The sequence below is a fragment of the Streptococcus sp. 2018162 genome (assembly GCF_019754175.1).
Taxonomy (GTDB): Bacteria; Bacillota; Bacilli; order Lactobacillales; family Streptococcaceae; genus Streptococcus; species Streptococcus hashimotonensis.
Map to the genome: position 1 here is coordinate 225,403 of NZ_JAIJZP010000002.1, position 21,807 is coordinate 247,209.

19 protein-coding genes, 1 pseudogene and 1 other annotated feature are annotated in these 21,807 nt (G+C 34.8%); of the genes and pseudogenes, 18 read left to right on the forward strand and 2 right to left on the reverse strand.

Annotated elements, in window-relative coordinates; genetic code table 11:
• Nucleotides 1-51: 51 nt before the first annotated feature.
• On the reverse strand, nt 52-2,601 hold the full coding sequence (locus K5Q22_RS03420; protein WP_205013548.1) for an LTA synthase family protein: 2,550 nt from the start codon (nt 2,599-2,601) through the stop codon (nt 52-54).
• Between the two features lie 217 nt (nt 2,602-2,818).
• Between K5Q22_RS03420 and cps2T the strand changes: the two genes are divergently transcribed.
• From cps2T to K5Q22_RS03480, 12 genes are all read left to right on the forward strand, one after another.
• Nucleotides 2,819-3,967, forward strand: a complete 1,149-nt coding sequence (gene cps2T, locus K5Q22_RS03425) for a beta 1-4 rhamnosyltransferase Cps2T (RefSeq protein ID WP_205013549.1) — start codon at nt 2,819-2,821, stop codon at nt 3,965-3,967.
• A complete protein-coding gene (locus tag K5Q22_RS03430) occupies nt 3,964-4,893 on the forward strand; it encodes a glycosyltransferase family 2 protein (RefSeq protein WP_024401403.1) in 930 nt (309 codons plus the stop codon). Before cps2T ends, K5Q22_RS03430 begins: the two co-directional genes overlap by 4 nt.
• Nucleotides 4,894-4,895: 2 nt before the next feature.
• Nucleotides 4,896-5,702, forward strand: coding sequence for an ABC transporter permease (locus K5Q22_RS03435; protein ID WP_024407385.1), 807 nt, complete (start codon nt 4,896-4,898; stop codon nt 5,700-5,702).
• Entirely contained in the window at nt 5,702-6,916 is a 1,215-nt protein-coding gene (locus K5Q22_RS03440; protein ID WP_029743422.1) for an ABC transporter ATP-binding protein, read from the forward strand. Before K5Q22_RS03435 ends, K5Q22_RS03440 begins: the two co-directional genes overlap by 1 nt.
• Before the next feature lie 12 nt (nt 6,917-6,928).
• On the forward strand, nt 6,929-8,665 hold the full coding sequence (locus tag K5Q22_RS03445) for a glycosyltransferase family 4 protein (RefSeq protein WP_205013550.1): 1,737 nt from the start codon (nt 6,929-6,931) through the stop codon (nt 8,663-8,665).
• A complete protein-coding gene (locus K5Q22_RS03450; RefSeq protein ID WP_024407382.1) occupies nt 8,662-10,422 on the forward strand; it encodes a rhamnan synthesis F family protein in 1,761 nt (586 codons plus the stop codon). The genes K5Q22_RS03445 and K5Q22_RS03450 overlap by 4 nt, the downstream gene beginning before the upstream one ends.
• 94 nt (nt 10,423-10,516) lie before the next feature.
• A complete protein-coding gene (locus K5Q22_RS03455) occupies nt 10,517-11,212 on the forward strand; it encodes a glycosyltransferase family 2 protein (RefSeq protein WP_015646676.1) in 696 nt (231 codons plus the stop codon).
• Nucleotide 11,213: 1 nt separating this feature from the next.
• A complete protein-coding gene (locus tag K5Q22_RS03460) occupies nt 11,214-11,549 on the forward strand; it encodes a DUF2304 domain-containing protein (RefSeq protein ID WP_015646677.1) in 336 nt (111 codons plus the stop codon).
• Nucleotides 11,542-12,825, forward strand: a complete 1,284-nt coding sequence (locus tag K5Q22_RS03465) for a lipopolysaccharide biosynthesis protein (protein WP_238138400.1) — start codon at nt 11,542-11,544, stop codon at nt 12,823-12,825. Before K5Q22_RS03460 ends, K5Q22_RS03465 begins: the two co-directional genes overlap by 8 nt.
• Nucleotides 12,818-13,957 carry a glycosyltransferase gene (locus K5Q22_RS03470; protein ID WP_205013551.1) on the forward strand — a complete coding sequence of 380 codons (1,140 nt, stop codon included), beginning with the start codon at nt 12,818-12,820 and terminating at the stop codon, nt 13,955-13,957. Before K5Q22_RS03465 ends, K5Q22_RS03470 begins: the two co-directional genes overlap by 8 nt.
• Before the next feature lie 10 nt (nt 13,958-13,967).
• Nucleotides 13,968-15,470, forward strand: coding sequence for a DUF2142 domain-containing protein (locus K5Q22_RS03475; protein WP_205013552.1), 1,503 nt, complete (start codon nt 13,968-13,970; stop codon nt 15,468-15,470).
• Nucleotides 15,471-15,679: 209 nt separating this feature from the next.
• Nucleotides 15,680-16,168 (forward strand): EbsA family protein, encoded by a 489-nt coding sequence (locus tag K5Q22_RS03480; RefSeq protein WP_105116666.1) that lies wholly within the window; start codon nt 15,680-15,682, stop codon nt 16,166-16,168.
• Here the strand turns inward: K5Q22_RS03480 and K5Q22_RS03485 are convergent.
• Nucleotides 16,157-16,351, reverse strand: a complete 195-nt coding sequence (locus K5Q22_RS03485; protein ID WP_014637747.1) for a ferredoxin — start codon at nt 16,349-16,351, stop codon at nt 16,157-16,159. The genes K5Q22_RS03480 and K5Q22_RS03485 overlap by 12 nt on opposite strands.
• Before the next feature lie 50 nt (nt 16,352-16,401).
• Between K5Q22_RS03485 and K5Q22_RS03490 the strand changes: the two genes are divergently transcribed.
• The 6 genes and pseudogenes from K5Q22_RS03490 (at nt 16,402) to K5Q22_RS03515 (ending at nt 21,620) form a co-directional block, all read left to right on the forward strand.
• Nucleotides 16,402-16,884, forward strand: a complete 483-nt coding sequence (locus tag K5Q22_RS03490) for an SAG1386/EF1546 family surface-associated protein (RefSeq protein ID WP_015646683.1) — start codon at nt 16,402-16,404, stop codon at nt 16,882-16,884.
• A gap of 9 nt (nt 16,885-16,893) precedes the next feature.
• On the forward strand, nt 16,894-17,571 hold the full coding sequence (gene cmk, locus K5Q22_RS03495; protein WP_205013553.1) for a (d)CMP kinase: 678 nt from the start codon (nt 16,894-16,896) through the stop codon (nt 17,569-17,571).
• A gap of 26 nt (nt 17,572-17,597) precedes the next feature.
• Nucleotides 17,598-17,726 (forward strand) — a sequence feature (ribosomal protein L20 leader region).
• Nucleotides 17,727-17,766: 40 nt separating this feature from the next.
• Complete coding sequence (gene infC / locus K5Q22_RS03500; RefSeq protein ID WP_002940606.1) at nt 17,767-18,273, forward strand: translation initiation factor IF-3; 507 nt, start codon at nt 17,767-17,769, stop codon at nt 18,271-18,273.
• 26 nt (nt 18,274-18,299) lie between these two features.
• A complete protein-coding gene (gene rpmI, locus K5Q22_RS03505) occupies nt 18,300-18,500 on the forward strand; it encodes a 50S ribosomal protein L35 (protein WP_012027223.1) in 201 nt (66 codons plus the stop codon).
• A gap of 39 nt (nt 18,501-18,539) precedes the next feature.
• Nucleotides 18,540-18,899 carry a 50S ribosomal protein L20 gene (gene rplT / locus K5Q22_RS03510; protein WP_012028296.1) on the forward strand — a complete coding sequence of 120 codons (360 nt, stop codon included), beginning with the start codon at nt 18,540-18,542 and terminating at the stop codon, nt 18,897-18,899.
• 230 nt (nt 18,900-19,129) lie between these two features.
• Nucleotides 19,130-21,620 (forward strand): annotated as a pseudogene (locus K5Q22_RS03515) (pneumococcal-type histidine triad protein).
• Nucleotides 21,621-21,807 lie beyond the last annotated feature (187 nt).

Here is a 21,807-nt window from a genome sequence, read left to right on the forward strand (position 1 = left end):
GATGATTGATGATAAAATAGCCTTGCTCAAAAACGAGCAAGGCTATTTTTATCACTCATATAGATCTGTTAGAGGTCGTTTATCAACGGCACTATTGTATTCTAGTTGTAAATAGGTTTGGTAAAGTGATAGGCTTGACATGTCTTCAATTTGTTGACCGCTATTATCGATGTTTCCCCAACTAGTAATGATAGGTGCTTCGATTTGCATATCGCTCAAAAATTGTTGGTAAGGTGATCGAGGAAGGGCATAGTCTGATTCGGATAAAATATCCATCAAATATGGAACGAGATAATTTGGGCTAATAGTTGTAGATTCACGTTCCTTAATATCAAAATTAGACCAAATCACAAAAGGGGTAGAATATTTAGCAGCAGGATTATTTTCATCCATAAACTGCGAGTAAAATTCTTGACTCAAACTAGGTTGGTGATCGCCGTACATGACGATGACCGTAGGCTCTTTGTAAGTGCTAAAGAAAGTAATTAAATCAGCAAATGCTTCGTCCGTCTTCTTCATGCTGGTCAAAAATTCTGTTTCAGCTAAGTATTCAGATGTTGAACCATTAATGCTGACTTCACGAGGGTAAGTTTCTTCTGTGCTTAGATATCCGCCGTGACCTTGCATGGTGACGACAAAACTGAATAGAGGACGGTTTCCTTTTTGTTTGTAGAGTTCCTTTATTCCATTAAATAGAAATTGATCAGATGGCCAACTTCGATCGGTTGTAAAATCAGCTAAAGTTTGAATTGTAGGAACAGAATCAGAGAAATAGCTTTGCTCAAATCCTAATAGAGGATAAACGATCTTTCTATTATAATTGATACCAGTTTGCGGATGTAACGCAACAGTCTCGTAATTTTTATCTTTTAGATAGGATGCAAAACTTGGTCGTTCTTGCATGATAATCTGTTGATAAGGGAATAGATTAGAAGATAATAGACTAATAGCATTGCTTGTTAGAACTTCATACTCTGTATTGGCTGTCCCACCTCCAAATACAGAAACATTTAATGTACCGTGAACAGCATTATCTGTTAAAGCATGTTGGTTTGAGAGTGGATCAGGCTCCATACTTAATCCCTGTAAGTTTGAAAAATCACTCTGTGATTCATTCTGTATAAAGATAATATTAGGTCGGATTGTCTGTTTTTCTGTTTCAGGAGAGTACTTCTCAAGAATTTCATTAAGTTTGGGAACTGAGTATCCATCAGGTTTAGTGATTTTACTATCTTCATAGAAAGAGGCAAGCGAGAGTGGGAGCCCTGACTCGCCATAGGTTGCATACATACGCCAGCGGTTTAAGGGAATATCAGCATTTTCTACGATTTTTTGACTGATAAAGGGAAATAGTAAAACCAAAGAGAGCCCAGCTACTATTCGAATAAACTTTTTGAAGAATGCTGTATCATATTTATCGTTGCACATTACAGTCGCAGATAATTTTGGAAACCTGGTATAAGGAACGAAAGTATAAACAATAATAGAAAGCATTGTGATGGTTATGCTTTGTAACATTTTATTGTTTAATTGTAATGCAACATTGGACGCTACATTTAAGCCATCTTCAATTTGAAATAAATTATAGAATAGAAGTGGTGTTCCCCTGCTATCAATCATGACTTTATTCACTAATCCAATAAGTAATGACAGAAGTAATAAGGCGAGAGTAGCTCGACGAATATTGAAAAATAAAGAAAGTATTATATAAACAAGCCAAATAATTAATAGATTATTCAGTATAACCTGATTAGACAGAGGTGAAAACTGTGAATATGTATTTTCTATTATAAATAAGGAAAGATATGGGACAGCACAAAAAACTATAATAGAAATAAATTTATTGATTTTTTTCCACAGTTTATTTAATAATCTATTGAAACTTGCAATGCAAACAACAGTCAGAAGAGAGAACAAGTGGACTAGTTTTACAAGATTAATTTCTTTGAAACTTGAATTAAATAAAATCAGTTGGTCACTATAGAATAAAGAAAAAGATAGAGAGATTATGGTGTGCTCTACGAGTAGCAGTATAAGTAGGATAGCAATTTTCTTTCGATTAAGCTTCCAAGTCATTCCTTTTATAATAAAAATTAAAATGCCTATTCCAAAAAAGATTAGATGTAGGTACCAAATAAAATTATCTTTGGTCATCTTTATTCCTTGAGATAGGGGAATAAATGCTATGTTTCTATGCCCATTTCCTTTAGAAGTATCAATAGTTTCAAATAAGCGGTTGTTAACAAAAATCTCAATTTTATTCCTGTCTGATGTGACATTGTATTCGAATGCTAGTGATTGTATGCTTTTTTGAGGAGAGATGGCAATTGTATCTCCCAACGAACGGGATATATAAAATTCGGTTAAAACATCGACATCTGCTACATACCAGTCATTTTCCCCAAAATTATCACTTGAAACATATTTACCATTGATTTGTATTCCTTCTAAATACAGTTGTGGACCACCAGCAACTATCTTTACTTGATTAATTTTTGAAGATGCGCTCAACTCGTTCTTGATTAAATGGGTATAGTGGATGAAAGAAACACACATCAAGAAAGATAATAGCCAATGGACAATTAGTTTTAAAAATTTCATATTTTACTCAAATTTCTAATTAATTTAGTATGTTTGTATAAAAGCCAGTACATATTATATCAAATTTTTCTTATTAACTCAAAATTTGTTTTTACCTATACTGTGGAGTTAGAAGTGTAGAAAAAGAAAAGGCTTTATAGCCAAACTAGGATAGAATTAGGAAAAAAAACTAAAAAATGGTATAATGAAAAGAACTGCAATTTGATGGAGAGGATTCATGAAACACGTTTTTATTATCGGTAGTCGTGGACTGCCAGCAAAATATGGTGGCTTTGAGACCTTTGTCCAACAATTGGTCAGTCACCAGCAATCTGAGAAGATTTGTTATCATGTGGCTTGTTTATCGGATACAAGTCATCACCAACATTCGACCTACCTGGGTGCAGATTGCTTCACCATTAATCCACCAAAACTTGGACCAGCTCGTGTGATTGCTTATGATATGATGGCGATCGCTTATGCCCTTAAAATCATTAAGGAACAGCAGATAGAGCGACCAATTTTCTATATCTTGGGAAATACCATAGGTGGCTTCATAGCACCTTTTGCGAAAAAGATTCACTCTGTTGGAGGTATCTTGTTTGTCAATCCAGATGGTTTGGAATGGAAACGGGCCAAGTGGGCTAAGCCAGTCCAAAGCTATCTAAAATTTTCTGAAAAAATGATGGTCAAATATGCTGATTTGATTATTGCTGATAATGAGGGAATTGAGGATTATATTCAATCTGAATACTTAGCTACCAATACACGCTTTATTGCCTATGGTACAGATTTAAGTCCGACTAAGTTAACAAAAGAATCTGAACAAGTTCGCCAATATTTTACAAATTGGGACATTAAAGAGAAAGAATTTTATCTGATTATTGGTCGTTTTGTACCTGAGAATAACTATGTGACAGCAATTAGGGAGTTTATGGCAAGCAACACGAGACGTGATTTAGTTATCGTTGCAAACCATGAAGGCTCTGCCTATTTTCAAAAATTGAAAGATGAGACAGGCTTTATATCCGATAAGCGGATTAAGTTCGTAGGAACAGTATATGACCAAGAACTACTTAAGTATCTGCGCCAAGAATGTCGAGCTTATATTCATGGACATGAAGTTGGAGGAACCAATCCTAGTCTCCTAGAAGCGCTGGCGCAAACCAATGAAAATTTGGTTTTAGGTGTTGATTTTAACCGCAAAGTTGCCCTAGCAGGTGCTCGGTATTGGAGTAAGGAGTCAGGTAGCCTGAGTCAATTAATTAACCAAATTGATGAGAATGCTGAAGCGGTGGAATTAGGAGAAATTGCGAAAAAACACATGAAGGATGAATACACCTGGGAAAAAATCGTCCAAGAGTACGAGGAATTATTTTTACAATGAAAGTAAACATACTCATGTCGACCTACAATGGTCAACAGTTCTTAGCTGAGCAAATTCGCTCTATCCAAGAACAGACTTACACAGACTGGACACTATTTATTCGTGATGATGGTTCCAGTGATCGAACAAGAGAGCTTATTAAAGATTTTGTTGAACAAGATCAGCGAATTCATTTCATAGATGTTGAGACAGATGAAAATCTCGGTGTCATCAAAAGTTTTCATAGGCTAGTTCATTATGATACTGCTGATTTCTATTTTTTCAGTGACCAAGATGATGTTTGGCTACCAAATAAACTGGAAGTTAGCTTGAAAAAAGCACAAGCCTATCCAACAAATTTGCCATTGATGGTTTATATGGACCTCAAAGTTGTCAATCAAAATCTAGAGGTTATGGCAGAAAGCATGGTAAAATCTCAATCTCATCATGCCAATACGGAATTGGTGCAAGAGTTGACTGAGAATACTGTGACTGGCGGTGTCGCCATGATTAATCATCATCTTGCTGAAATGTGGCAAGTAACTGAGGATATTTTGATGCATGATTGGTATCTGGCCCTGCTTGCGTCAGCCTTTGGAAATTTGGTATTTATTGATCAACCAGGGGAACTGTACCGCCAGCATTCTGATAATGTTTTAGGAGCTCGAACTCTCTCAAAACGCTTTAAAAAATGGATTCGCCCTCATATTTTATTTGCGGTTTATTGGGATTTGATAAAAAATAGTCAAAAACAAGCCCGACACTTACTACAAATGCCTCTATCTCAGTCAAATAGAGAATTAATTGAAGCATTTGTAACCATTATGGATAAACCAATGCTTGAACGATTCAGGATTTTAAGAAAATATGGATTGAGGAAAAATAAGGCTTTCCATACATTGGTATTTACAACACTCATTATTACAAAATTTGCTTATAAGGAATAGTTATGAACTTATTGAATAGAGAAAACCAGATTCTTTTGAAAGAAATGGTAAAAACTGATTTTAAACTGCGTTATCAAGGTTCTTTGATTGGACACCTGTGGTCAATCCTAAAACCATTGTTACTTTTTACAATTATGTATTTAGTCTTTGTACGTTTTTTGCGTTTTGATGATGGAACTCCACATTATGCAGTAAGCTTACTGCTTGGTATGGTTACTTGGAACTTTTTTACTGAAGCAACCAACATGGGAATGATGTCCATTGTTTCTCGTGGAGATTTGTTGCGTAAATTGAATTTTTCGAAAGAAATTATTGTCTTTTCTTCAGTTGCAGGAGCTGCAATTAATTACGCCATTAACTTAATGGTTGTGTTTGTATTTGCTGCTATTAACGGGGTTCCCTTTACTTGGTCCGTTTTAGTTATAATCCCATTGTTTTTTGAATTGGCATTACTAGCAACAGGTATAGCTTTCATTCTATCTTCTTTATTTGTAAGATTTAGAGATATTGGTCCAATTTGGGAAGTGTTCTTACAGGCTGGATTGTATGCGACACCAATTATTTATTCATTGACATTTATTTTACAGCGTGGGCAAGTAACATTTGCTAAATTGATGATGTTGAACCCTGTTGCACAAATTATTCAAGACCTGAGACATTTTATTATTTATTCGGGTAGTATGACAATAAGAGATTTGATTCAAAATCCGCTAATTGTTGCGATTCCATACGTACTACCTATTATTATTTTTATTCTTGGGTATATCATTTTTAAAAAGAACTCGAAGAGATTTGCGGAGATTTTATAATGACAAATAAAAAAATAGCAGTAAAGGTAGAACATGTAAGTAAATTTTTTAGATTACCTACGGAGAGTACGCAAAGTTTACGAACGACTTTGGTAAATCGCTTCAAAGGTATTAAGGGCTACAAGGAACAACATGTTTTACAGGATATTAATTTTGAAGTAGAAGAAGGGGATTTTTTTGGAATTGTTGGGCGTAATGGTTCTGGAAAATCAACACTTTTGAAAATAATTTCACAAATCTATGTTCCGGAAAATGGGAAAGTAATTGTAAATGGTAAGCTTGTATCTTTTATTGAATTGGGTGTGGGATTCAACCCAGAGTTAACAGGTCGTGAGAATGTATACTTGAACGGTGCAATGCTTGGTTTTACGACGGAAGAAATTGATGCAATGTATGATGATATTGTTGAATTTGCGGAATTGAGTGAATTCATGAATCAAAAGCTGAAAAATTATTCTAGTGGTATGCAGGTACGTTTAGCCTTTTCAGTTGCCATTAAAGCTCAAGGAGATATTCTGATACTTGATGAGGTTCTAGCAGTCGGTGATGAGGCCTTTCAGCGTAAATGTAATGATTACTTCCTAGAGCGTAAAAAAAGTGGAAAAACAACCATTCTTGTCACCCATGATATGGGAGCTGTGAAAAAGTATTGTAATAAGGCTGTTTTGATTGAACATGGTGTAGTTAAAGCGATTGGCAATCCATTCGATGTAGCCAATCAATACAGTGTGGATAATATACAAATACAGCAAGTTATAGCAGATTCTAGCGAGCCTATTTCGGATAGTCAAACAAAAGTAATTGATAATTTTACGGCACATTTAGTGGGAGAAGATAGATATAGTAATGAGGATGAAATAACGATAGAATTTACTTATGAAGTATTGAGAGATGATTTATCAACGTATATCGCCTTCTCATTTGTAGATTTGTCAACAGGTTTAGGGTTGTACAATGACAACTCTTGGGATTATTTACAAAAGGGAGTTGGCAAAAAGCGATTAAGGTATACCTTTAAGTTACCATATTTTAATCATGTGAAATTGAGATTAATGGCGACATTAAGAGATGAAAAAAATAATGATTTAGGTATATTGAATATTCCTAATCCTCCAATTTTTTCTATAGATAAAAAAATTAATTTAGATGATTTTTCAGAAACGGACTCAGCAACCGGTTTACTTATAAGACAGGGAAGTTGGATAGAACAGTAGGATTAAGAAATTATGAGAATATTATTTATTTCTCCAGTAGGTGCTCTATTTAGTGGTGCAGAAGTGTCCATCTTGAATTTAATGGAGTATTTATCAAAAAATGGTCACCATATATATAACGTAATTCCTGATAATGAAACCAATGCCGATTCTACTTACCTAAGTAGGATGCAAGTTGCAAATATTAAGTATTATTCTATGCGTTCTTTATGTTGGTGGTGGCTAGAATCTAAAAATATTCCTGAAGCAGATAGAACGGCGGCACTATTATATCAGCATAAAAATATAGCAGACATTAGACAGATTATTAGAGAAGAAGCAATTGACTTGGTTATCTCTAATACAGTCCATGTTTTTCAGGGTGCAATCGCTGCAGCGCTAGAAAACTGTAGACACTATTATTTAATTCATGAATTTCCAAAAGGAGAATTCGAATATTATAAAGAAAAAATACCTGTAATTAATTTATTATCCGATAAAATTTTTGCAGTACATGGGGGACTTTATGAAGAATTATCAAATTATTTCTCATCAGATAAATTAAGCTCGTTTATTCCTTATTCCCAAGTAGATGAGCAGAAGCTAAAAACAGGCAGAAGAACTCGGATAGTTTCAATTGGAGGTATATCGGAGTGGAAAAATCAACTGGAGTTGATAAAGGCTTTTGCTAAGCTACAATCGACTGACTTGGAGTTGGTATTTATTGGAGGATGGGATAATGAGTACAAAGCTATCTGTGATTGCTATATCAGTGAGAACTCAATCAGAAATGTTCAGTTTTTAGGTTATCAAGAAAATCCTTGGAGTTTTGTTACAGATAGGGACATTGTAGTATTCCCTTCAAAATTTGAAGCATTTCCGTTGGTATTGGTAGAAGCAATTTTGAATGGTGTCCCATATATCGCTTCAGACAATCTTGGGTATCATACAGTAGGTAAATTCTTTGAAACTGAAAATTTCTATAGCCTAGGAGAAGTTGAAGACTTAGTAGAAAAATTAAAAAATACTTTAGAAAACTACGAACATTGTAAAGATGAAGCGTTACTGCTAAGTGCTGTAGCTCAACGGAAGTATACTATTTTCGAGGCCTCTAAGAATATCATAGACAGTATTAATGGTGATTTTTTTCCATTAAAAACTAAAAAGTTACAAGGAATTTCTAGTCTGCTTGGTGTATCAATTGCTGAGGATATGCTTAGGTATATTGAACAGCAGAAAATTACTGTGTATTACTCCAATGAGAAAAATGAGTTTTCTGTTGCAGATTCATTTGTTCTACCACTTTTAAATGAAGGTGAATTTACAATTAATACTGGCATAGCAAAGAAGATTCGAGTAGATTTATCAGAGTCTTTTGGCAGTTTTGAATACACAAGTTTCAAAACAGTTGATGATGCTATTGAATTAACTCCTATATTTGTTAGTGGAATAGAGCTGAACGGCGGAAATGTATTTGCAGAAGAGGATCCGCAGCTTATTTATGATGTTAGCGAACTTAGTGACCGAAAATTAGTATTTAGATACAAGAGAAAAGATGTGAGTTCTACACCTAAGCAACTCTGTGAACTATTAAATGAGGAAATTATAATCAATAAAAGTAAGGAAATGGAGTTGGAGCAACTCCAAGAGAATTTTAAACAGTTGGAGCTGGCATATGAGCAACTATCTAATGATTATCACATGGTAATTGGTTCACGACGTTGGACAATCCCAACTAAGATTATTAACTTTTTTAGGAGAAAAAAATGAGTCGTTTGCTTATTTATGTACATTACAATAAATATGATGCTATTAGTGATCATGTAATGTATCAGTTAAAAGAAATGAATCCGCTTTTTTCAAAAGTAATTTTTATTTCGAATAGTCAATTATCAGAAAAATATGTAAGTGTTCTTTTTTCAAAGGATTTGATACAAGAATTTATTCAACGTGAAAACATCGGTTATGATTTTGCGGCGTGGAAAGCCGGATTAGAATTAGAAGGGCTAGATAACCTGGAAAAATATGATTCGGTAACCGTTATGAATGATACTTGTTTTGGGCCTCTATGGGACATTGTAGGGTATTATGAGAAATATGAAAATGATCCTGAAATTGATTTTTGGGGTATGACAAATCATGCAGAAGTCAAAGGACATAATTTATATATACCTGAGCATTTGCAATCTTATTTCATTTCCTTCAAAAAAAGATTAGCAACCTCAAATGTTTTTCGGAAATTTTGGGAATCTGTTGTTGCCCATACTGATGTACAGAAAGTAATTGACGAGTATGAAACTCAGTATACAAAGATATTTATGAAAGCAGGTTTTACTTATACAGCAGTCCTAGATACTGTTCCGATTCATCAAGATTATTTCCATAGGAATTTCACGATTCACTACCCACAAGTATTATTGGATTATAAGGTTCCCTTTATAAAAATAAAAACATTCGACTTGTCACAACATCTATCGCCGTATACTCTTAAAACAATCGAAGAAAAATCAAGCTATCCTATAGATTTGATTGATTCTCATATGACCAGTGTTTCAATTCCTACTCCTGCCTATTTATTGGATAGAAAAGTCATTGAACCCTCAAATAAAATAGTTTCTGTTGACAAAAAAGTAGCAGTTCATTTACACACGTTCTATGTAGACTTACTACCAGAATTTTTAAATACTTTTAAAGAATCGTTTACATTTAAATATGACTTGTTTTTGACAACCGACTCCGAAGAGAAGCGGGAAGAAATACAGGAAGTTGTTGATGCATTTGGAATGCAAGCAGAGATTGTTGTGACCGGTAAAAAAGGTCGCGATGTTGTGCCAATGTTCAAATTAAAAAATTATTTAAGTCAGTATGATTTAGTTGGACACTTTCATACAAAAAAATCCCCTGAATATCCATATTGGGTAGGTGATTCGTGGAGAAATGAATTATTTGACATGCTGATTAAACCTGCTAATGGTATTTTATCTGATCTGTCCAACAACGAGGGGATTGGATTAGTTATTGCTGATATCCCAAGTTTTTTCCGATATACTAAGATTGTAGATCCATGGAATGAAAATCGTTTTTCAGATGATATGAATCGTCTTTGGGAAAGAATGAACCTTGGACGAGAGATTGATTTTACGAAGATGGATACCTTTATCATGAGTTATGGTACTTTTATCTGGTTTAAATATGATGCTTTAAAACCATTGTTTGATTTGAATATATCAGACGAAGAAATTCCGGATGAGCCACTTCCTCAACATACGATTCTTCACTCCATTGAACGTATTTTGATGTATATTGCATGGGCTAAGGGTTATGACTATCGGATATCAAGGGCACAGTTTTATATTACTCCATTTGTTGATAACAAAGTATTAAATATTCGCCCAGACACATTACCTAATACATATATTAATTTTGATAATATTGGTGGAATCACTGGTGCATTAAAATATATTTATCGAGGCCCGGGAAGTGCAATTAAGTACATAATAAGACGAATACTGAATCCCAAAAAATGATTGGTAGTAGAGCTATCAGATAGCGGGGAGATTGATAAAAATTCTATATGAATCATCTTTTATAGATACAGTACATATTTGGAGGAGAATAGGGTTGAAAAAATCTGATTTGCTTATAATAATACCTGCCTATAATGAAGAAGAATCTATTGGCGCTGTTGTTGATAATATCATAAATAATTACAGCCAGTATGATTATGTAGTCATTAATGACGGTTCCAGAGATAGAACATCCATGATTTGCCATAATAAAGGATATAATATAGTTGATTTACCAGTAAATCTTGGATTAGCAGGTGCATTTCAAACAGGACTTCTATATGCCTATGAAAAGGGATATAAAAAAGCTGTTCAGTTTGATGCAGACGGTCAACATCTGCCAGAATATATTTCTGTTTTGGATGCTAAAATTGACGAAGGATATGAAATGGTGATTGGATCTCGCTTTGTTTCAGAAAAGCGTCCAGTATCTTTGAGGATGCTAGGAAATATATTGATTAGTGCCGCGATACGACTAACAACAGGTAAAACAATTAATGATCCAACTTCAGGGATGCGAATGTTTTCAGAAAAGCTGATTAAAGAATTTGCATTGAATATTAATTATGGACCAGAACCAGATACGGTTTCTTATTTAATAAGACAAGGTGTTAAAGTTGTTGAGGCACAGGTGTATATGCAGGATAGACAGGCAGGAGAGAGTTATCTTACGCTCTCTAGGTCTATTCAGTATATGATGCATATGTTTGCTTCTATACTCATAATTCAAAACTTTAGAAAGAGAGGGTAGTATGAGTTTATTATTTCAAGTGGTACTAATTTTTGTCTCTCTTTTCACTTGTGCATTTATTTTGCGAGCAATTCGTAAATCACAAGTTCAGATTGATGATTCCTTATTTTGGATTTTCTTTTCATTAATCTTATTAGTATTCAGCATTTTTCCAATTTTTGCTGAAGCAATTTCAAAAATTCTGGGAATTGCCTCTGCGGTTAATTTTATATTTTTATTTATTATTTTCTTATTGTTAATAAATCAATTTTATTTAACTATTCGTATTTCTAAGTTGGATACGAAATTAAAAAGCTTAATACAGAAAATAGCAATTAAGGAAAATGATAGTGAGTAGCATCAATAAAAACGTTAGTAGAAATAAAATTTATTTTTGGAATTTACTTGGAAATGTATTTGCCTCAGGTGTATCAGTATTATATTTGATGGTTGTTTCCAGATTGCTGTCAGCAGATAGCGCTGACCAGTTTAGCTTAGCTTCTTCCATAGGAAGTCTATGGATTGTTATTGGATTGTTTCAAGTAAGGAACTTTCAAGGAACGGATGTCAATGGGAAGTATACCTTAAGAGATTATTTTCAAACTAGGGTAGTTACAATTGGATTGATGCTTGTAACAATCGTACCGTATTTATATATTATAGGCAATGGGGAATACTCTACGGAGTTAGTTACACTAACGATACTTTTTTTACTATATAGAACAGGTGATGCACTTTCGGATGTATTTCAAGGTTTCTTACAACAAATAGGTAGGCTAGACATTGCTGGTATGTTGATGACTTATCGCTATCTGATTAGTATTATTATTTTTTATGTGGCATTATCACTAACAAAGTCTATTAACTTTACAATAATTTGTCTAATTATCTTTACATTTTTTTATATAATATTGATAGAGGGATATTTTGTTAAACAGAATACTTATTTTGCTTGGCGGATGATTTTAGAAAAATGGAATTGGGTAGGAATAATTAATATTTTAAAAGCTTGTTTTCCCCTGTTTATAAATGGATATCTATTATTGAGTGTCCTAAACCAACCCAAAATTGTCATAGAAAAAGGAATGCAACTTGGTTTGCTAGAGACAGGTATTCAAAGGGATTTTAATATATTGTTCATGCCTGTTTTCTTTATGAGTATGTGCATCCTTGTAATTCGTCCACAAATTACAAATATGGCATACTTATGGGGAAAAAGAGATTATGCTCAATTTTCTTTATCGCTGAAAAAAATGTTTTTAGCACTAGGTGTCGTAGGAGGGGTCTCTGTTATAGCTTCTAATGTCATAGGGATACCAATTTTAAGCCTTGTTTTCGGTGTGGATTTATCGAAATATGTGTTTGAATTAACTATTCTAGTATTATCCGGTACATTATATTCCATAGCTATTGCAATCGAAAATGTATTGACAATTTTTAGAAAACATTCAACGTTAGTTATGACATATCTTTTTATATTTTTCCTTTCTTCAGTTATATATCAACCTTTAATTTTTAAATTTGGTATTATGGGAGCTTCGGTAGCGTTTACGATTGTTATGGGAGCATATACTTTAGGGGCTATTACAACATATTGGATAGTTATCAATCGAGAAAGAGGTAAAAATGTCTAAACGTATTATTTTTGTTACACACCATTTAGGTGGAATAGGTGGAGTGCAAAGGGTGGTTGATCAATTAGCGAAACGTTTTACATGTGATGGAAATGATGTTACTGTGATTGGATGCGGAGTACAAAAAGGTGTAAAACATAATCCCAAAAATCTCGAATATGAAGAGATACTGCTCTATAGTGAAGATATTTTTTTTGATAAGCCGTGGATGTTCTTTGTTGAAAAATTATTTTCTAAGAAATTGAATAATATCTTGGAAGATAAATTAAGTAAAAATAATGATGCTATTGTTATTTTAGCGAATCCCATTGTGTATTTACTGATGGATAATATTATAAGAAAATGGAGAGATAGCGCTACTTTTATAGGTCAGATGCATAGTTCAGCTGAATTTGTTCTAGATAGTCAAGGTCTATATTCAGTTTATCCATTTATTATCAAGCACTTTTATCCAAAGTTAGATAAAATACTATTTTTAACTCCAGAAGATTCTAGGATTATTCAAGATGCTTATACGATTGATTCAGCTAAAATGGGCGCAATTGGTAATCCATTATCCAATTATATTCATAAAAACGAGCAATTGGTTAATGTAAATAACAAGGTTATTTCATTTGTTGGGCGATTAGATCCTGTAAAACAAGTTGACCATGTGATTAGAGCATTTGCAAGAATAGCAGGGGAGTTTCCTGATATTCAGTTAAAAATATATGGTGATGGAAATGAAAGAGCTTCATTGGAATCCTTGATACAAATGTCGGGTGTTGAGGATCAGGTACACTTGATGGGCAGAACTGATAAAGTTGAAAAAGTTTATAAAGATTCCCTCTTCACATTGATGACTTCTAAAACGGAAGGATGGCCATTATCCCTAGTAGAATCTCTGTTAATGGGAGTTCCTGTTTTATCATATGCCTGCAGCCCAGGTGTCTCAATACTTCAATCTGCAACACCAGAAATGCTGGTATATGATGGAGAAGAAGAACTTGCTGAAAAGATGAGATATTATTTAACGAATTCATCCGAATTGGTAGATATCGCACGTAGGGGGCAAACATATTTAACAACCAATTTTTCAGAGGATAAAATTGTGGAAGATTGGTATATATTATTTGATAGCATAAAAAAATAAAGGAGATATGATGGATAGGTTTGTGGAGTATTTAAGATTTTATCACATTGCAGAAATGCTAAAAAAAAGATATAAATATGTATTGTTTATTTGGCTATCAATAATTGTCCTCTATTTTATTTTAGATGGTGGGGTAGTGAATGCTCCGAAAAAATTATTAATTATTTCGGGGGTAGTATTTTCAGCTATTATGCTTTTTCCTGGTAAGTACCATAATCGGGTATTTATTTCGATTCTCCTATCGGGAAGTTTATTCGTTTACAATACGCCAATTATGGATACACCAGATGAGAATGTTCATTATGCAAGAGCTCTCTATCTTAGTGATGGACATCTCTACGTTCCTGAAAAGTTAGAACAGAGCAAAATTGCAGATGATATTATAGATGTTGAAGCTGTATTTAAACAACCACTTGTATTGACCGATTTAGAAGATGAAGAGGTTGCAGAAGAGAAAGTCACATATTCTGGGATTGTAAAAACAAATGGATATGCTTTTATTTCTTACTTGCCACAAGCAACAGGGATTTTGATTGCACGATTATTTAGATTAAGTATTTCGGCTTCAATCATCTTGGGACGTTTCCTCAATCTATTAGTTTACGCTTTATTGGTAAGGTTAGCTATAAAAAAAGCTGCCACGAATAAATACGTTTTGGGTACAGTAGCACTACTTCCTATGAGCGTTTATATTGCAGCATCATTTAACCAGGATGCTATGTCAAATGGACTGATATTCTTGATAATTGGCTTATTCTGTGAATTTGTAGAGAAAGAACAGATTACTGATATTGATTTATTTCTGTTTGCATTACTTAGCTTAGCACTTGCAACAATGAAATTCCCATATGTTTTAATAGTTGGGTTGCTACTATTTCTACCTATAAATAAATTAAATTTGAGAAAATATTTGGTGATTTTTATATCTATAGGTGTGACCCTTATTTTAGGGATAGTTTGGTTAAAAATAGCAAGTAGTATTAACTTACAATTAGTTGCCGAAAATCCAGAAATTAATCCGGCAAAAAAAATTGTCTATACCCTTCAAAATATTGGAGGATTTCTTCAGTTGGTTCTGAAAGAACTTTTCTATTTGGTACCAAATAAGCTACAAGGAGCTTTTACATTTGGATGGTTTACTTATGGGTTGGACCTGACATGGTTATATATAGCTTATCTGTCTTGTATCTTTATAATGTTACCTAGAAAAAAAATATTTAGTAATTGGAATAAAGTCGGAATAATTTTAGTAAGCCTAGCAATTACAATGGGTATCCTTTTAACTGCTTATTTGATGTGGAATCCAGTTACAGACATGTCTTTTGCAGGTGTACAAGGAAGGTACTTCATAGGTATTTTTGTATTATTAGGTCTGGTAAGTAATGTTTTTTATGAGAGTAATAATAGAATTACGGTAGAAACCGAGAAAATTGAAAGTACCTTGCTATTGTGTGCTAATTTCTTTGTCTTAGCATTGATTATTAGAACTTTTATTGAATATTATCAATTTTGAAAATAGTAATGAAAATAAGAATTGGATTAGGGGCATCTCAATATTACATGTGTTCCCACCAATTCCTACTCAAAATATTTCAAAAGCGTTTCAGAAGTTTTACAAACCAACTAATATTGTCATGTAAATGTAATAAAAAATTTCAAAAGATAGAGGTTTTCATAGGAAAATCTCTTTTTTTGTGCTAGAATAATAGATGGAGGTCCGATATGATCAAAATTTTTGGTAAAATTCGTTACCATTGGCAACCGGATTTATCATGGGCCATTATTTACTGGTCACTTACCTTCACGCCTATTTTCATTGGTATGACACTTTTATTGGAAAAGTTGAGAGTGTCAAGATTATTTATCTTACTTCTCTCTCTCTTTGCTGTATTAGTAGTGCTTGGCTTGCATCGCTATTTCGAGATAAAAGAAAAGCATTTACGGATTGCTTCAGCTAATCCTTTTGCAGTACAGAAAATTGAAATTGCTACCATAGAAAAAATTGAAGTTTCTTATCTAGCCATTCGCATATTTTCACACGAATTTCCCAATGGGCAGGTGTATCACATGCGCAAATGGCCGAAAAAATACTTTATTAACCATTTAGCTATTCATAATTGCTTCAAGGGTGAGATTGAATTAATAGACCATTTAATAAAACAGGATTATTTTGAAGAGTATTATACAAAAAAAGCCAAATCAATCCGCTGAAATGGCTTTTGTAGGACATGATTTGATGGCTTTGAGAATATCTGGATTGGGTTCAATCGTTTTCTCAAATTGTGAGTCGTCTGAAAAAACAACGATACCGTCGTCATCATAATCGAATATAGATGAATAGGTTTGACAGAGCCCGCAGGCAATGCACCGTTCAGGAATAAGTTTTATTTTCATATTAGTATTGTAATCATATTTTAATAAAAATACAAGGAGTTTTCTCGATAATGTCACAAGAGCCATGGAATGAAGAAGTTTATCAAACAGAAACAGTTAGTCGAAAAGAACGTTTAAACAAGGGAGTAGCAAGTACAACAGTATTTACAGTCTTGGCAATTATTTTCTTTGTTATCGTACTGATTATTGGTATCACTGCCATCTATTTGTCGGTTGGAGGAAGTAAAACAGATTCAACTAAAGAATTCTATAATCCAAGCTCCGCAGCAGTTGTAGCAGAAAGTTCAACTTCAGTTGCAGAAACACAGGAGTCTACTTCTACTGATGCGACAGAAACAGAAACAACGGAAACAAGTTCCAGTCTAGCAGAAGCTACGGATGGCTCTACCCTTACTGTTCAAGCAGGTGAAGGTGTTGGACAATTAGCCGCACGTGGCGGGATTTCAATTGCTGAGCTAGAGCGATTAAATCCAGAGAAAATGACCACAGGGTCTTGGCTTGCACACCCAGGTGATGTAGTTCGTATTAGATAAAGAGGAGTTATGAAATCAATTCAAATTGCAATTGACGGTCCAGCTTCAAGTGGGAAGTCAACGGTTGCTAAAATTATTGCTAAAAATTTTGGATATACTTACTTAGATACAGGCGCTATGTATCGCTCGGCTACCTATCTAGCCTTGACAAACGGCATAGAGGTTACAGATCAAAATAGAATCGTGGCCTTGCTTGCTCAGTATCCTATTCGATTTGGGCGTGATGAAAATGGCCAACAATTAGTTTTTGTGGGTGATGAAGATGTTACTTTGCCAATTCGTGATAACCAAGTAACAAATAATGTGTCGGCAGTAGCAGCACTTCCTCTAGTACGGGAAGAATTGGTACGCCTGCAACAGGAAATTGCCCAGGCTGGTGGTATTGTCATGGATGGTCGCGATATTGGAACAGTTGTTTTACCACAGGCAGAACTCAAAATATTCCTTATTGCCTCTGTTGAAGAGCGGGCCCTTCGTCGATTTAAGGAAAATACGGAACGTGGCATTGAGACCGACTTGGAATCCTTGAAAGAGGAGATTGCGGCTCGTGACTATAAAGATTCTCATCGAGAAGTTTCTCCTTTAAAGGCAGCAGATGATGCCATTACCTTTGATACAACAGGAGTATCCATCGAAGGTGTAGTGAAATTTATTTCCGAAAAAGCGAAAGAAATTCTTGACAAGTAGTTTTAGACATGTTAGAATAGTCGTATTGAGAAAAGCAGAAGTGAGAGCTTCTCGCCTTGCGACTAACGTTGTCTGGCTCTACGGATTAAGATTTCTTCGGAAAGAATAATGGTGTAGTGCGGACTTGTTTAGCAAGTCCGTTTCGTTTTTCTCGAAAAATATAAAATGAGGTGAAAAGCCATAGCAAAGCAAGATTTGTTCATCAATGATGAAATTCGAGTGCGTGAAGTTCGTCTTATCGGTCTTGAGGGTGAACAGTTGGGAATCAAACCGCTCAATGAGGCTCAGGCCATTGCTGATAGCGCCAACGTGGATTTAGTATTGATTCAACCACAAGCTAAACCACCAGTAGCGAAAATTATGGACTACGGTAAGTTCAAATTTGAATATCAGAAGAAACAGAAAGAACAACGCAAAAAACAAAGTGTTGTCACTGTAAAAGAAGTGCGTCTAAGTCCAGTTATTGATAAAGGGGACTTCGAGACAAAACTTCGTCATGCCCGTAAATTCCTTGAAAAAGGAAATAAGGTTAAGGTTTCGATCCGTTTCAAGGGTCGTATGATTACCCACAAAGAAGTTGGAGCGAAAGTATTAGCTGAGTTCGCTGAAGCAACCCAAGATATTGCCATTATCGAACAACGCGCTAAGATGGACGGACGTCAAATGTTTATGCAATTGGCCCCAGCTTCAGATAAAAAATAAGCTTTTTAAGCAAAAGGAGAATTAACATGCCAAAACAAAAAACTCACCGCGCATCAGCTAAACGTTTCAAACGTACAGGTTCTGGTGGATTGAAACGCTTCCGCGCTTATACTTCACACCGTTTCCACGGTAAAACTAAAAAACAACGTCGTCACCTTCGTAAAGCAGGTATGGTACATGCTGGTGACTTCAAGCGTATCAAATCAATGCTTACAGGTTTGAAATAAGCCGACTACTAGAATTTAGATTATTTGGAGGAAAATTAAATGGCACGTGTTAAAGGTGGCGTTGTTTCTCGTAAACGCCGTAAACGTATTTTAAAATTAGCTAAAGGTTATTACGGAGCTAAACATCTCTTGTTCCGCACTGCGAAAGAACAAGTAATGAACTCTTACTACTATGCATACCGTGACCGCCGTCAGAAAAAACGTGATTTCCGTAAATTGTGGATCACTCGTATCAACGCGGCTGCTCGCATGAACGGTTTGTCATACTCACAATTGATGCACGGTTTGAAATTGGCTGAAATCGAAGTAAACCGCAAAATGCTTGCTGATTTGGCAGTAAACGATGCAGCAGCTTTCACAGCTCTTGCAGATGCTGCTAAAGCAAAACTTGCTAAATAAGTATATAAAATAAAGAGTTTGGTCTGTGTACCAAGCTCTTTATTTTGTTTTAATCTGCTCATGGCTTGCTAAATTTCAATATGAATGATATACTTAACTGGTAAATTAAAAAGGCGACAAATTTTATTTTATGAAGTAAATGGATATGGAGATGGCATTCTACAATGGTAGAATCCATTTATCATGTCAATAATATAAATATAATAGTAAGTAAGGAGAGAAATAGTGATATGAAACAAGGTAAGACTTTGCTTTATGTAGCAGGAGTATCGCTTATTTGTGCTGTAGCATTGCTAACCTATCGAGTGTCTAATTATAAAGAGCAATCGAGCCATCAAAAAATAACAAGCATCGAAACATCGCAATCAAAGCAATCAAAAGAGATTCCTTCAGATTCGAAAAAGGAAGTTCCAGGGATTGATAAGGCGACGGATGATGGTTTTTTACTCACTGATGAATCACAAATTGAGGAAAAAACTGATTTAGGAATTATTGTCAATCATGGCGATCATAAGCACTTTTTCTTTTATTCAGATTTAAAGAATACAAAATGGGCTTATTTAATTCCTGAGAACTATCAAGAAAAAACACATTCTTCACAACCTAATAGAAGTCAATTATCGTCAGGATCGAAACAGACCGAAGATGAATACGTTTTTGATCCTAAAGATATTGTCGCAGAGGATGCAAATGGCTATACTGTTCGGCATGGGGATCATTATCACTATATTTTAAAATCAAGCTTAGGTGGTACGATACACAGGCAATTGACCTCTGATAGTCGTCAATCGCCAACTCTTCCTATCGTTCACCAACAGGAAGGGATTCCGGGGATTGATTTTCAAACGAGTGATGGTTTCTTGTTTGATGGGCAAAATATCAGCGGTGTAACGGAAACCGGGATTCTAGTAAGGCATGGGAAACATTTGCATCTTATTCATTTTGAAACATTGAAAAAGAGTAAATGGTCTTATCTTGTGAACCAGTATAAACCAAGTGTTGAATCGGATAAGAAGTTACAACCTGAGGTAGAAAATTTTGAGTATCAAACCAAATTGGACTATTTAGCAAAAGAACTGAATTTAGAGCCGTCACGTCTTAAGAAAGTCATCGTTGACGGTCAAATTGGATTAGAGTATCCGCATGGAGATCATACACATATTGTTTTATTAAAGGAAATTGATACAAGGAAGCCGTTTGAAAGTCCAGAGGATCGTATTCTTAAGCAAAAGGATGGAGAAACTCTTGAACAGAGAAAAGAACGTCTCATTAAGCAGTACATGGATCGTTTTAAAGTAAAACGTGAGGACATTACAATTGATGGGAACCATATGAGTTGTACGCCACGGGGACCATGCGCACGTTTATAAAATTGATCCTAGTTTGCCAGATGATCCTGAGCGTGATGTTAAGACCGAAACGGTAAATCTTGCTATTGAGAAACAATCGGTATATGGGCCTTTTTATACAGAAGGTTCAACAGAAAATTTAACACGTAATGGTGTCCATCAAAAGTATCATCCGGAAGGTCTTCAGGATATTAAAAATTTCATTCTAGTAACATTCAGTACAAATAGTGATTTTGGTGATTTTGTCGTTAATGGTAAAAAAACGAAGAGAGTTTATTATTTGGTTCGTAAAGATTTAAACTGGGAGGATTTGAACATCACCTATCCGCAGACCCTTCGACAAAAGGGACGCGTCTTCAATGGTTGGAATGCTACTTTGCCAAAGTCTGGCAAGATGGCAAGAGAACATCAAAGTTTTTATGCTGATTTTGATACTGTTTATCGTAAGCCGACAAAAAATATTTACACTCCAAGTGATGATGTTTCAAATATTGATTTATCAGACTATGTACCTGTTAAATATAGTGCGATAGCCAATGGTCGTTTAAAATTAAATGGTGAGATTCGAGCAGGGGTCATATACTTTGTGAAATCTGACTTAACTTGGAAACAAGCTAAGGAGCAGGGGCTTGTTGTACCAGAACCGATTCCAAGTAAAGATTATGAATTCATCGAGTTTAGGACAGTTATTACCGGTGGAGAAAAAGATACAGATTATGTTAGTGCCACAACGAGCTTGGCAGCATTTGGGACAACAGCTCCTCGTATAGGGCCATATATTGCCGAAAATACGGATAATCCAACGGACATCAATGATCCAAGTAGACATCCAAATTACCATTGGCATGATCCAAAGAATTATGTAGCTCTTGCATTTCGAGCAGGTGAAGGCGGTCAACTTCAGACCCATTTGGGAACTAGTAAAACAGTTGTTTACCTTGTCAGAAAAGGGTTAACATTGAACCAAGCTGGAATTTTTCCGCCATCTTTGAAGAGTGATAAAGGTTATAAACGAGATTATACAAAACCAATTATTCCAAATGTAGCATGGGACACACCTATTTTGAAAGATACTGTCCACGATATTCATTTTGATAAAGTTGAAAGTGATAGCAAAGACGGAACAGCTGAGAACGGGAACACTTGGTTGCCTGGAAATCCACTGCCGAATACTCCAGATGTCCCTAATGGAGAAGAGAACGCAGATAGCTGGTTAGATGATTTGTTGACACCTAGCCTAGAAGTAGAAAATGTAACAGACATTGCAACAGAAGATACAAAAGCAACTGAAAGTAGTACTGTTGCACCCATAGATGTCCCTAAGAATCCATCAGCAGGGGAAGAGCCTAGTGAGGATTCTATATTTCCTTGATGGAATAGAGATGAGTGATTTGAAATAGTGGTCTAATACTCTTCGAAAATTAAAATCAGACGTTGTTGACTTGATTTGATGAACTTCAGTTCTATCTGCATCTGCGTCGCCTAGCCTATTTTTGATTTTCATTGAGTATAAAAAGGCTTAGAATCAATGTAGTAACTGACATGATTCTAAGCCTTTT